Annotated in this window: 13 protein-coding genes; 1 reads left to right on the forward strand and 12 read right to left on the reverse strand. The window is 42.9% G+C overall.

The genetic code is table 11. The features are described 5' to 3' along the window. The first annotated feature begins 173 nt into the window (after positions 1–173). A complete protein-coding gene (locus GQR89_RS18635) occupies positions 174–1,826 on the forward strand; it encodes an amidohydrolase (protein WP_158771445.1) in 1,653 nt (550 codons plus the stop codon). A gap of 69 nt (positions 1,827–1,895) precedes the next feature. On the opposite strand, the gene GQR89_RS18640 is transcribed toward GQR89_RS18635, so the two are convergent. The 12 genes from GQR89_RS18640 to fabV form a co-directional block, all read right to left on the reverse strand. Beyond that, on the reverse strand, positions 1,896–2,762 hold the full coding sequence (locus tag GQR89_RS18640) for an MBL fold metallo-hydrolase (RefSeq protein WP_158772323.1): 867 nt from the start codon (positions 2,760–2,762) through the stop codon (positions 1,896–1,898). Between the two features lie 106 nt (positions 2,763–2,868). Beyond that, positions 2,869–3,081 carry a DUF1653 domain-containing protein gene (locus GQR89_RS18645; RefSeq protein ID WP_158771447.1) on the reverse strand — a complete coding sequence of 71 codons (213 nt, stop codon included), beginning with the start codon at positions 3,079–3,081 and terminating at the stop codon, positions 2,869–2,871. A gap of 84 nt (positions 3,082–3,165) precedes the next feature. Next, the gene (dinB, locus tag GQR89_RS18650) at positions 3,166–4,248 is read right to left on the reverse strand and encodes a DNA polymerase IV (protein WP_158771449.1); all 1,083 of its coding nucleotides are present in this window, start codon (positions 4,246–4,248) and stop codon (positions 3,166–3,168) included. 95 nt (positions 4,249–4,343) lie between these two features. Further along, positions 4,344–4,577 (reverse strand): (Na+)-NQR maturation NqrM, encoded by a 234-nt coding sequence (gene nqrM, locus GQR89_RS18655; RefSeq protein ID WP_158771451.1) that lies wholly within the window; start codon positions 4,575–4,577, stop codon positions 4,344–4,346. A 36-nt stretch (positions 4,578–4,613) separates the two neighbouring features. Then, complete coding sequence (locus GQR89_RS18660) at positions 4,614–5,633, reverse strand: FAD:protein FMN transferase (RefSeq protein ID WP_370461087.1); 1,020 nt, start codon at positions 5,631–5,633, stop codon at positions 4,614–4,616. 93 nt (positions 5,634–5,726) lie between these two features. Then, positions 5,727–6,953, reverse strand: coding sequence for an NADH:ubiquinone reductase (Na(+)-transporting) subunit F (gene nqrF, locus GQR89_RS18665; RefSeq protein WP_158771455.1), 1,227 nt, complete (start codon positions 6,951–6,953; stop codon positions 5,727–5,729). A gap of 24 nt (positions 6,954–6,977) precedes the next feature. Continuing rightward, a complete protein-coding gene (gene nqrE, locus GQR89_RS18670) occupies positions 6,978–7,586 on the reverse strand; it encodes an NADH:ubiquinone reductase (Na(+)-transporting) subunit E (protein WP_158771457.1) in 609 nt (202 codons plus the stop codon). Between the two features lie 4 nt (positions 7,587–7,590). Next, on the reverse strand, positions 7,591–8,223 hold the full coding sequence (locus GQR89_RS18675) for an NADH:ubiquinone reductase (Na(+)-transporting) subunit D (RefSeq protein WP_006992653.1): 633 nt from the start codon (positions 8,221–8,223) through the stop codon (positions 7,591–7,593). Positions 8,224–8,234: 11 nt separating this feature from the next. Next, a complete protein-coding gene (locus GQR89_RS18680) occupies positions 8,235–8,996 on the reverse strand; it encodes a Na(+)-translocating NADH-quinone reductase subunit C (protein WP_158771459.1) in 762 nt (253 codons plus the stop codon). Then, a complete protein-coding gene (locus GQR89_RS18685) occupies positions 8,986–10,197 on the reverse strand; it encodes an NADH:ubiquinone reductase (Na(+)-transporting) subunit B (RefSeq protein ID WP_158771461.1) in 1,212 nt (403 codons plus the stop codon). The genes GQR89_RS18680 and GQR89_RS18685 overlap by 11 nt, the downstream gene beginning before the upstream one ends. 3 nt (positions 10,198–10,200) lie before the next feature. Beyond that, complete coding sequence (locus tag GQR89_RS18690) at positions 10,201–11,541, reverse strand: Na(+)-translocating NADH-quinone reductase subunit A (protein WP_199271341.1); 1,341 nt, start codon at positions 11,539–11,541, stop codon at positions 10,201–10,203. A gap of 480 nt (positions 11,542–12,021) precedes the next feature. Continuing rightward, positions 12,022–13,203, reverse strand: a complete 1,182-nt coding sequence (gene fabV, locus GQR89_RS18695; RefSeq protein WP_158772324.1) for an enoyl-ACP reductase FabV — start codon at positions 13,201–13,203, stop codon at positions 12,022–12,024. Positions 13,204–13,241 lie beyond the last annotated feature (38 nt).

Genomic DNA, 13,241 nt, shown 5'->3' on the forward strand with positions numbered 1-13,241 from the left:
CTAGTGTTAAAAGCCCCGCTTGTGTATACAAGCGGGGCTTTTTTGTATCTGTGAATTGTTAATTTCGTGTACCAAATTTGCATAATTAACACTTTTAGGGCAAGTTTTATGCTTGGTTCAGTTTATTGCAGACGCCCAAGAATGCGTCCCGAAACATAGGCAAGGATTACACGATGAAACACATCTACATATTGCTGATCAGTATATTTAGCTTTTGCGTTTTAGCTGCACCGTCTCATATAAAAAATATTCAAGGCTATACTCTCGACGAAGCAGGAAAACTTATAGAATTTACAGATTTCATATTTGATAGCGGCAAAGTATTAGCTATTGGCAGTCGTAACCTAGCCAATCAATACCCTGATGCACAAGTTATTGATGGTCAGCAGCACATACTTCTTCCTGGTATTATCGATGCTCACGGACATATCCTAGGATTAGGAGAAACCCTATTAGAAGTGGATGTTAGAGATATTGCCAGCGCGAAAGCATCAGCTGAAAAAGTCCGTGATTATGCACAACAAAATCCCGACCTTGACTGGGTTTTAGGTGGTGGATGGAATCAAGTACTTTGGCCTGGACAGCAGTTTCCTACTGCTGCCATGCTCGATGAGTATATTCAAGACCGCCCCGTATGGATATCAAGAGTAGATGGGCATGCAGGCTGGGCAAATAGTAAAGCCTTGCAGATAGCAGGCATAACTAAGGATTCATTGGACCCGCCAGGTGGGCAAATTATGCGTGACAATAATGGTGTTCCTACCGGCATTTTAATTGATAACGCTATGACTATGCTTTGGGAAAAGCTACCACAAGACACGGAAAAATCGTTAAAGCGCAAACTTGATGCAGCAAGCGAGCATCTACTTTCACTGGGTGTGACAAGCGTTCATGAAGCAGGTATCGGTTATGAGACTTATCAATACTATATTAAGCGCAGCCAAGAGAAGGCCCTAAGCATGCGTATTTACGCCATGATTTCCGCCGAAGATCCCAAGCTAGCTGAAATGCTGGCCAAAGGTCCTGTCTACGACCAATACGATTATTTAGCAATTCGCAGTGTTAAAGTTTACGGCGACGGTGCGTTAGGCAGTCGTGGAGCGGCAATGCTTGCCCCATACTCTGATGACCAAGACAATAAAGGGCTTCTTTTAACACCACAAAAGCAACTCAAGCCACTATTTGATCTTATTATTGGTAGAGGTTTTCAGCTTAACATCCATGAAATTGGTGATCGTGGGAATAGATTAGCGCTTGATCAGTTTGAAGATACCTTTTCACGTATTGGAGGCCAGCACTTACGCAACCGCATAGAGCATGCACAGGTGATTGAAGTATCTGACATACCTAGATTCAAATCATTAGAGATCATTCCGTCAATGCAGCCTACCCACGCAACAAGCGATATGAATATGGCGCAAGAACGTATCGGCAAAATGCGATTGAAGGGTGCGTACGCATGGCAAACATTTGAGAAGCAAGGTTCTATAGTGACTTTTGGTTCAGATTTTCCCGTTGAATTAGCTAACCCCTTTTTCGGCCTACATGCAGCGGTCACTCGCCAGAACAGAGAAAATAAGCCCGACGCAGGTTGGATAAAAGGTGAAGCGGTCAGTGTAGAACAAGCCTTCAAAGCCTTTACCCTAAATGCCGCCTATGCTGCTCATCAAGAGAAAATATTGGGCACGTTAACGCCGGGGAAATGGGCCGACTTTATTTTGCTCGACCAAGATATATTTGTTATTCCCCCACAGGATATATGGAAAACAAAGGTGCTTGAAACTTGGGTTGGAGGTGTAAAAGTTTTCGACAGTAAGAACCACTAATGCCGATATAAATAGAGAAATTAAGCCTAATTGGCCCCGAACAAGTTGTTCGAGGCTAATAAAAATGGCTTACTGATCGTTATATAGGGTAGTTATCCATTTTTCTTCAGTGATAAAATTCCACGCCCAATCCTGCCATTTATCATCTAAACCCTGTTCAATAAGGGTGGACAAGCTGGCTCCGGCTGATTTTTTATCCGCTACATATTTTGCGGTCTGCTGCATCATATTCAAAGCAGCTTGATAATCTTGCTTAGTGGCTAAGTCGCCATGCCCTGGGATGATTTTAGTTTCATCATCAAGCATACCAATCAGCTTAGTCGCATTCGCAATATAACCTTTAACGGTTCCGCCGCCTGCTAAATCAATATACGGAAAGCGTCCCTGAAAGAACAAGTCTCCCGCATGTAACACATTGGCTTTTTCAAACCACACTACACTGTCGCTATCAGTGTGGCCTGCAGGTAAATACATAACGCGTATAGTGTCGTCATTAAAGTGGAAAGTCAGACCTTGTTCGTACGTCACAACAGGTAACGCTGCATGTACATGATCGCTATTGGCTTCTAAGCGCTTACGCACATTGTCGTGTGCAAATATGGTGCTGTCATGCACCTCTTTAAAGTAAGCATTCGAACCAGTATGATCACCATGATAATGAGTATTGATAACATATTTCATAGGTTGCTTGGCGATTTCGCCAATTGCAGAAGATATTTTTTCCGCTAAAGGAGCGAACTGATCATCAATAATCAATATACCTTCCTCACCCGCTGACACACCTATATTACCGCCAGCTCCCGTCAACATATAAACAGACCCACTAAGTGCTTGCGTTGCTATTTTTACATCAGCGTATTTATCATCATCAGCAGCAGTCGCAGCAGCGGATGCCAGTGCTGTAAAAGCGATACAGGTTAAACCAATCGTTTTCATCATCAAATTTGTCATCATGTTTCCTATTATTATAAGTAATATCTAAATGAACGAAGTCACGGCAATTTCAGTTCACTTAATTCCGGGCTTTAACTGAAATTAATATCTAGTCAGTTATACGCGCAAACCGCGGGATTGACTCACCGTCTATTTCAACAAATTCTAGAAACATCGATAAAGGGCGAACCCATAAACCACGTTCACCGTACAGAGGGCGATAGACCACAAGCTCCGACTCATCTTCTGAATGCCTTGCCACACCGATAACTTCATAATCGTTACCTTTGTAATGGCGATATTTGCCAATTTGAATACTCATAAATAACCTTATATATACCGTAATTAATGGAGTATACCTTGTCGTTTGGTCAGAGGTAATCCTCAGTAGAGGATCCTTTACTGACTAGTCATTGTGGGTAAGAGATGGATTATTTTCAAATTCAAAAACAAGCTGTTGCACATCAATTTTTTCTGGTAATCCAACCGACAAGCCCACAAGACGAATTCCGCGGGTCTTCCTTCGACTCAACGCTTCATGGAGTAAGCTTTTAAAATACTCCTTATCAAGTGTGCTGTGCCTATGCTCGACCGTCGTCTGCTGAAAGTCGTTAAATTTTAATTTGACACCCTGACTTTGAATTTCATACTTTGGGCTGGCTTTTTCCAATCGTTCAAGCAACAGGGGATACAAGCTCTCAAGCATCGCCAAGCAGGCTTCGTCTGTAGTGATATCTTGGGCTAAGGTGCGCTCTACGCCAACTGACTTACGTTTGCGGCTAACCGTTAACTCTCGGTCATCTACGCCATGACTTCGATCCCAAATAATAGGACCGAATTTGCCAAATGATTTCACAAACGATTCAAAGGGATACTCTCGGACGTCTTGGCAGGTAAACAACCCCATATTGTTGAGCTTGTGTAAAGTAACCTTGCCTACCCCAGGAATTTTACCTAGCGGTAATTTTTTAACGAATGCATCTTGAGTATCAGGTGTGATAACACATATTCCGTCAGGCTTATTTTCATCGCTGGCGATTTTAGCTACAAATTTACAAGGTGCGACCCCCGCTGATGCGGTCAGTTGGGTTTCTTCAAATATAGCGCGCCTTATATCTTGAGCAATTAAGGTAGCACTGCCGGAAAACAAATCGCTGTCGGTCACATCCAAATATGCTTCATCTAAAGACAGGGGCTCGATTTTATCGGTATAACGCAGGAATATTTTACGTATTTGCTGTGATATTTCACTGTAAAGGGACATGCGACCAGGCACTAAGACTAAATCAGGACAGAGCTTACGGGCATAAGCTGTAGCCATTGCAGATCTAACACCATATTCTCGAGCAAGGTAATTACAAGTTGATATAACCCCGCGGCGATCGGCGCTGCCACCTATCGCTAAGGGGACTGCGCGATATTGGGGATTATCACGCATTTCGACTGCTGCATAGTAACAGTCCATATCGATGTGTATGATCTTACGCATCTTGCAAACAACTGTATTTAAAAACAGTTATTTTGCGTTATTATCCGCCAGAGTCAACGTAAATCTCACTGGCGGTCATGCTAACGCCTATTTCTTTATAGGATTTGGTTCTGTTTCCATTCGTTCAGCTTCGTTTGCCGTGCTTCTTCGCGTTCTAAACGCGCTTTTTTGCGATCACAGGGTTCTGGACAATCACAGGCTTTATCAATGCCTAACGAACCTAAACCGCCACAACTACCCGCAATAGCTTTTCGTTGCACCAAATAGCCTAACGACATGGCTATCGCCACGACTAAGAAACACACAAATGCTAAAATAAAAGTACTCAAAATATCACCTCGCAGTCGGTTATTGTCGGTTAATGATCATTCGCGATTAATGAATGGCTCGAATTTCGGCGTAGTATACTCTTTAAACTCACCGTTTTCTCGAGTGATCATCAATACCGCTAAATCATTGTGTAACGCTACATTAAGGGCTTCATCTTTACCCATAATAATTAGGGCTGTCGCTAAACCATCAGCGGTCATGGACGACGGATGCACCACAGTTACTGCCACTAAGTTGTGGGTGATTGGTGCGCCAGTACGCGGATCAATCAAATGTGAATAACGCACGCCGTCTTCTTCGAAGTAGTTGCGGTAGTCCCCAGATGTTGCCACCGCGTTGGTACCAATAGAAATAATGTCTTGTATTGCACGCTCCATTGATACCGGCTTTTCAACGGCAATCCGCCATTCTCTGCCACTGGCTTTATGACCAGCAACACGCATCTCACCACCGATTTCTACCAAGTAGTCATGTAGCCCACTCTCGTCTAGTAGGTCAGCAACAACGTCAACACCATACCCCTTAGCAATAGTAGACAAGTCGACATACAAATCGCTTTCAGTTTTTTTTGCCGCATTATCCAATAAATGCAATTTATCTAATCCCGTACGAGCCTTAACTTGGGCCACCACTTGCTCAGAAGGTCGTTTGTCAGGTTTGGCATCGGGACCAAAACCCCAAAGATTAACCAGAGGCCCTACGGTCACATCTAATACACCATGACTTAACTCGCCTAAACGCTTAGCTTCGCGCATTACCGTTAGGGTTTCTGGTGACAAAGGAAAAGGCGCTTCGCTGTTCCATTGATTAAAGCGTGATAGCTCTGAATCAGGGTCATAGGTAGACATCAGTTCATTTACTTTGACTAACGCTGCATCAATATTATCGTGCAATTGTTGTTCGTCGACTTTCCCGCTATTCACAAATTTAACGTTGTAAGTTGTGCCCATGGTATGACCGGTCAAATGGGTCTCTACAGGTGCCTGACTGCAGCTACAAAGTAACAACAAAAAGGCAATTACACCAATAAACCTTGCCATGTACCCTTCACTCATTTTCATAGAATTACCTAAATTAAAAAAGGGACCGAAGTCCCTTATTTATATGCTGTACTAACTCGGCTTAGATAGTTATCTAATACACCTTAATTAACCACCGAAGTCATCAAGCATGATGTTTTCATCTTCAACACCTAGGTCTTTCAGCATGCTGATAACAGCTGCGTTCATCATAGGCGGACCACACATATAGAACTCACAATCTTCTGGAGCTGGGTGATCTTTCAAGTAGTTTTCCAACAATACTTGGTGAATGAAACCTGTCATACCTTCCCAGTTATCTTCTGGTTGGGGATCAGACAAAGCCACATGCCACTTAAAGTTCTCGTTCTCTTCTTGCAACATATCGAAATCTTCTACATAGAACATCTCGCGTAAAGAACGGGCACCGTACCAGAAAGAAATTTTACGATCTGTTTTAAGACGACGAAGTTGGTCGAAGATATGAGAACGCATTGGCGCCATACCTGCACCACCGCCGATAAATACCATTTCAGCTTCAGTCTTCTTAGCGAAGAACTCACCAAATGGACCAGAAATAGTCGCTTTATCGCCTTCTTTCAAACTCCAAATATATGAAGACATTTTACCTGCAGGTAAAGACAAGTTGTTCGGCGGCGGTGAAGCCACACGCACGTTCAACATGATAATGCCTTCTTCTTCCGGGTAGTTAGCCATGGAATATGCACGAATTGTTTCTTCGTCCACTTTAGACTCAATATTAAAGAAGCCGAAACGTTCCCAATCACCGCGATATTCTTCAGGAACATCGAAGTCTTTATACTTAACATGGTGAGCTGGTGCTTCAATTTGAATATAACCACCGGCACGGAAAGGCACACTTTCACCATTGGGAATTTGAAGCTTAAGCTCTTTAATGAAGGTCGCTTTGTTATCGTTAGAAATAACTTCGCAATCCCACTTTTTGATCCCAAAAATTTCTTCAGGAAGCTCAATATCCATGTCTTGTTTAATAGAAACCTGACAAGACAGACGGCAACCTTCTTTCGCTTCACGCTTACTGATGTGATCAAGTTCTGTAGGTAAAATTTCGCCACCGCCTGATTTAATATCCACGCGACACTGACCACATGAACCACCACCACCACATGCTGATGATACAAAAATACCTGAATTTGCTAAGGCACCTAATAACTTATCACCAGGTTGAGCGGTAATCGCTTTATCTGGGTCACCATTAATAGAAATGGTCACTTCGCCTTCTGGCACTAACTTTGATTTGGCAAACATAATGATCAAAACCAAAGCTAGAACGATGGCAATAAACATTCCTACGCCAAGATAAATGTCTAACATCTAAATACTCCTATTCGGTTTCGATTAAATTGATACGCCGGAAAATGACTGGAAACCCAATGCCATTAATCCTGCAATCATAAATACGGAACCTAAACCACGCACGCCTTCTGGCATATCTGCATACTTAAGTTTCTCACGCACTGCTGCAAGCAATGTGATCGCCAATGCCCAACCTGCACCACTACCAGCACCGTAGAAAATACTTTCGGTGAAGGTGTAGTCACGTTGAATGGCAAATGCAACACCACCAAAAATCGCACAGTTAACAGTGATCAAAGGTAAGAATATACCGAGCGCATTGTAAAGCGCAGGGAAGTACTTATCTAAAGTCATTTCCAAAATTTGAACCAACGCGGCGATAACACCGATAAAGGTCAAAAAGCTCAAGAAGCTTAAGTCAGTATCAGGGAAACCCGCCCAAGCCAATGCACCAGGTGCAAGAATATTAGCGTAAACCAACTGGTTTACCGGAACCGAGATAGTCAATACCACGATAACCGCAACGCCTAGACCCATAGCCGTTTTCACTTTTTTAGATACGGCCAAAAACGTACACATCCCTAAGAAGTAGAACAACGCCATGTTCTCTAGGAAGATAGAACGGATAAATAAACTAATATAATGTTCCACGAAATTACTCCTTAGGCTCTACTTGTTCAGGTTTAATCGTTCTAATGAACCAAATTAAACCACCGATTAAGAAGAACGAGCTGAATGGCAAAATAAGCAAGCCATTACCTTGATACCAACCGCCGTTTTGTATAAGAGGTAGAATTTCGAAACCCAGAATAGTACCGAAACCAAATAACTCTTTAATTGTACCAATAACAATCAATACAAAAGAATAACCTAAGCCATTACCAATCCCGTCAAGGAAACTAATAAAAGGCGGGCTCTTCATAGCGAAGGCTTCTGCACGACCCATTACGATACAGTTGGTAATAATTAAACCAACAAATACCGAGAGCTGCTTAGATATCTCGTAAGAATATGCCTTAAGGATTTGATCCACTACGATTACCAGAGACGCAATAATCGTCATCTGTACGATAATACGTACCGAAGACGGTATTTGTGAACGGATCATAGAGATAAATAAGTTAGAAAATGCCGTTACCGCGGTAAGAGCGAGTGACATTACTAATGCCGTTTCTAACTTAGTGGTTACTGCTAATGCTGAACATACGCCCAGGATTTGTAGTGCAATTGGGTTATTGTCTAGGATTGGCCCAAACAATACCTTTTTCATTTCTTTAGTATCAGCCATTATCTAGTCTCTCACGATTTCCATGGTTGGTTTTTAAGGTAAGGGCCGAAGCCATTCTCACCCAGCCAATAATCAAGTGTATTTTGCACGCCATTACTGGTTAGCGTAGCACCAGATAAAGCGTCAACTTCGTAAGGGTCATTTGCATCAGCCCCCTTAGTTACGTCGATAGCCACTTCACCATCTTTATACAATTTCTTACCGTCCCACTTCGCTTTCCATTCAGGGTTCTGAACTTCACCGCCAAGACCCGGAGTTTCTTTTTGATCGTAATAAACCAGCTCACGCACAGTGTTGCCGTCAGAGTCCACTGCAAGCATGGCGTACATTAGGTTCCATAAACCACTGCCATTAATAGGCAGCACGATACGGGTAACTTCACCAGCGGGATTCTTAACTAAGTATACGCTTGCCACATTAGGTCGGCGCAGAATACCCGCTGTATCAGGTACTGGTTTAATACTTTTATCTGGGTCGCGTGCCGCTTTATACATATCGTAATCAGCATCTTTTTCGACATATTGACCCGTTGCCAAATCTACGAATTTTTGCTCAACACGCTCTGCATAGGTAGCAGCGATCTGATCTTTACTTTGACCAGGTTCAAGCAAACCTGCTGATTCTAAAATATTTGTTTGCTTATCTAGTTTAGCGTTTGCTTCTTGTAGTGAACGAAGACCAACGGCCGCCGTAGATACAATAACTGAGCAAACTAAACATACGGCGATAACAACGCCGACCGTTTTGCCTAATGTTTCTTTTTTAGCCGACACGTGCCATCCTCCGTTTAATATTGCTTTGAGCGACGAAATAATCGAATAATGGAGCCCATAAGTTCGCGAACAAGATTGCCAACATCATGCCTTCAGGGAAAGCAGGGTTAAGCACACGAATCAATACGCACATCAAACCGATTAAGAAGCCATAGGCCCATTTAGCGGTATTGGTGAATGACGCCGATACAGGGTCTGTCGCCATAAAGAACATACCAAAGGCAAATCCACCGGTAACCACGTGCCAGTACCACGGCATAGCAAACATTGCGTTAGTGTCGCTGCCAATGACGTTAAGCAAGGTACTAAATACCGCGCCGCCCAACAAAACACCCAACACGATGCGCCATGAGGCGATACGCATATATATAATGAATAACCCACCAAGTAAGATAGCTAAAGTCGAAACTTCACCTACAGAACCTTGAATGTTACCGAAGAAGGCGTCCCACCAATCAGCATTCAAGCTCCAGTCAGACACGTTACCGGCTGCGGCTTGGCTTAACCAAGTTGCACCAGAGAAACCATCTGCTGCAGTCCAAATTGCATCTCCTGAAATTTGAGCAGGATAAGCGAAATACAAAAATGCACGACCAGAAAGAGCTGGGTTTAAGAAATTACGTCCAGTGCCGCCAAATACTTCCTTAGCAATTACCACACCGAAGGTGATACCTAATGCTACTTGCCATAAAGGAATAGTGGCAGGTAGCGTCAATGCGAACAGCACAGAGGTAACGAAGAAACCTTCGTTAATTTCATGCTTACGTACTGAAGCGAAGAGCACTTCCCAGAAACCGCCGACAATGAAGGTTACTGCGTAGATGGGTAAGAAGAAACATGCCCCGTAAAGGAACATGGCTAAACCACCCGTAGACTCAAGACCAATTTGACCGCCCAACGTAGTAAATAGCGCTGCTTGCCACGTATCAGGCATTGTTGCGCCAGCGTTAAGAATAACGCTATGAGCTTGCTGACCTATGTTGTACATACCGTAGAACATAGCAGGGAAAGTCGCAGCCCAAACAAAAATCATAATACGTTTTAGATCAATACTGTCACGTACGTGAGTACCCGCTTTATTAACTTTACCTGGGGTATAAAAAATAGTCGCAGCAGCTTCGTAAAGCGCATACCATTTTTCGTATTTACCACCCGCTTCAAAGTTAGGTTCAATTTTCTCTAAATATGCTTTTAAACCCATGAGTTAACCCTCTTTCTCAATCTTGTCTAGACTCTCGCGCAAGATCGGCCCGTAGTTATATTTACCTGGGCAAACATAGGTACAAAGCGCTAAATCTTCTTCGTCTAACTCCAAACAACCCAATGTTTGAGCACCATCAGTGTCACCAGAAATCAAATCACGCAACAATAAAGTTGGTAAAATGTCTAACGGCATAACGCGCTCATAGTTACCAATTGGCACCATAGAACGGTCTGAACCATTAGTCGTTGTGGTCATATTGAATAATTTCTTGGGACTGAAATGTGCTAAATAAGCTCGTGTAACTGAATGCTGATTAGCACCAGGCTTAATCCAGCCTAGAAATTCTTTTTCGCGGCCTTCTTTAATCAACGAAATTTGCACATGGTAACGACCAATATAGCCGTGAACACCATGGGCATTATTCCCTTGTAAAACCGAACCCGAAATAGCACGCACATCGCCTTCTGTAGTTTCACCCGAGATAAGTTCACTGATACTTGCACCGAGTACCGTTTTGATTAAGCGAGGTTTTTTAGCCGCAGGACCCGCTAATGACACAACACGTTCACTGTTAAGTGTACCCGAAGTGAATAAAGCACCGATAGCAGCCACATCTTGATAGCCAACATGCCAAACCTTTTTGCCCACACCTACCGTATCCAAATGATGGATATGTGTGCCGACCAAACCTGCTGGATGGGGCCCAGAAAATTCGTTTACATCGACTTTTACGTCACCCACTGGAATATCAGCACCAGGTGCTTTGCTCACGAAGACCTTACCTTCGGTCAAACACGAAATAACGCGTAAACCGTTGATAAAGTCAGCACTACGCTGAGCAATAATAACCGCGGGGTCACCCGCAAGTGGACTTGTATCCATTGCGCTGACGAAAATTGAATGGGGTTTGCTATCCAATGCAGGTATTTTGCTATACGGGCGTGTGCGAAGGGCAGTCCATAATCCAGATTCAACTAGATTATTTTGCACTTTATCAGCCGCGATAGATGACAGTTCAGATTCGGCATATTTGTCGAAAACTACCGCGTCATCGCCTTCCACTTGGATAACCACTGATTGCAAAACACGTTTTGCACCACGGTTAACTTCGATGACAGTACCAGAAGCAGGGGCGGTAAATTTCACACCTAGATTCTTTTTGTCTTCGAACAGCATTTGGCCTTTTTGCACTTTATCACCAACTTGCACATGCATAGTTGGACGCATACCAATGTATTCTTCACCTAATACAGCAACCTTAGTAATCACTGGACCATCGTGAATTTTTTGTTCTGGCGCTCCCGTAATCGGAAGATCTAACCCTTTCTTGATTTTAATCATACGCAATAGCACTACTCTAAAGTCAATACACATCACGGTTAGCCTTTCAGCTACATGCCATCAATCGCGGTGACTTGCTGACAAAAAACCTATTCGTGATGAGTATTATGGATGTTATTTTGTAAATGTAATTGCCTAACGACTCTCTTGAGCATCTCACTCTGGAAGCGTAGCTAGACCCGATATTTTATTATTATTGATAGAAAAAATTAAATAGTGATGAAATTTTCACTTCATCTAACTCCGGAATTTTAACATTATCCGAAGCGGTTCTGCCATGGCAAATGTGCTTAAGCACTATTTTTTTAGTGTATTTTATCGTCATTATCCGCATCTTGTCTCTAGACCTAGAAAAAACAACAATATATTAACATTCACCGCCACAATGCATGCGAATAACTCGTATTTACATTGTGTGGGATGATAGAAAAAAACCGCCAATATCGGCGGTTTTGTATCGTTAGAAAATATGAGAGATGATTATTCCCAATCTGCTAACGTATTTTGTTCCGCTTCGTAATCTACACCTTCAATATCGAAACCAAAGAGTTTCAAGAACTCATGATGATATCCAGCATAGTCACTTAACTCATGAAAATTCTCTTGGGTCACTCGGTCCCACAAGGCCTTAATTTTTGCCTGGGTCGCATCATTGGTTTCTTTTCCATCCATGCGTAAACGACCCATTTCATCCAATTGAGGTGAATCAGCAAACAAACGTTCGGTAAATAAACCTTTGATTTGTTCGATACACCCTTCATGGGTGCCTTCTTCCTTCATCACTTTATAAATCAACGAAATATACAAAGGCATGACAGGAATTGCAGAACTTGCTTGCGTAACAAGGGCTTTTAAAGAGGAAACATAGGCTTCAACGTGCTTAGCTTTATTGTTACTCACGATGGCGGCTGCAGCTCGGTCTAAATCTTCTTTTGCCTTACCAATAGTTGCCTGACCATAAATAGGCCAAGTCAGCTCTTTACCTATATAAGTATAAGCGGTAGTTTTGCAGCCATCTGCGAGTAAACCAGCATCAGCAAGCGCCGCTAACCACAATTCCCAATCTTCCCCACCCATGACTTTAATGGTTTGTGCAATCTCATCATCATTTGCAGGCTCAAGGGATATATCGTGGATACGGTCTTTATCTGTATCATAGGTTTTAGTGGTATAGGCTTGCCCTACAGGCTTCAAGGTAGACTTATAAACTTCACCTGTTTCAGGATCAGTTCGACGAGGGGATGCCAGGCTATATATGACCAGATCAACTTGTCCCATCTCACGCTTAATGGTTTCGATAGCCTGAGCTTTAATTTCATTAGAGAACGCATCGCCGTTTATCGTTTCAGCGAACAGACCTTTAGTCTTAGCTTGTTTATGAAAAGCAGCGGTATTATACCAACCAGCAGTGGCGGTTTTACGTTCACTGGGCGCTTTTTCAAAGCATATCCCTAGCGTATTTGCGCCATAGCCAAAGGCAGAAACAATTCGTGATGCCAAGCCATAACCAGTCGATGAACCGATGACCAGTACATTCTTCGGACCATTACCAAGGTCACCTTGAGACGTTACATATTCAATCTGCTGGGCAACACTCGCGGCACAACCGTCTGGATGCGCATTTGTACAAATAAAGCCACGGATCTTTGGCTTAATAACCATATTCATTTATTCCTATCAAAAGATCGGCGTACATTGTA

Source organism: Paraglaciecola sp. L1A13, assembly GCF_009796745.1.
Classification (GTDB): Bacteria; Pseudomonadota; Gammaproteobacteria; order Enterobacterales; family Alteromonadaceae; genus Paraglaciecola.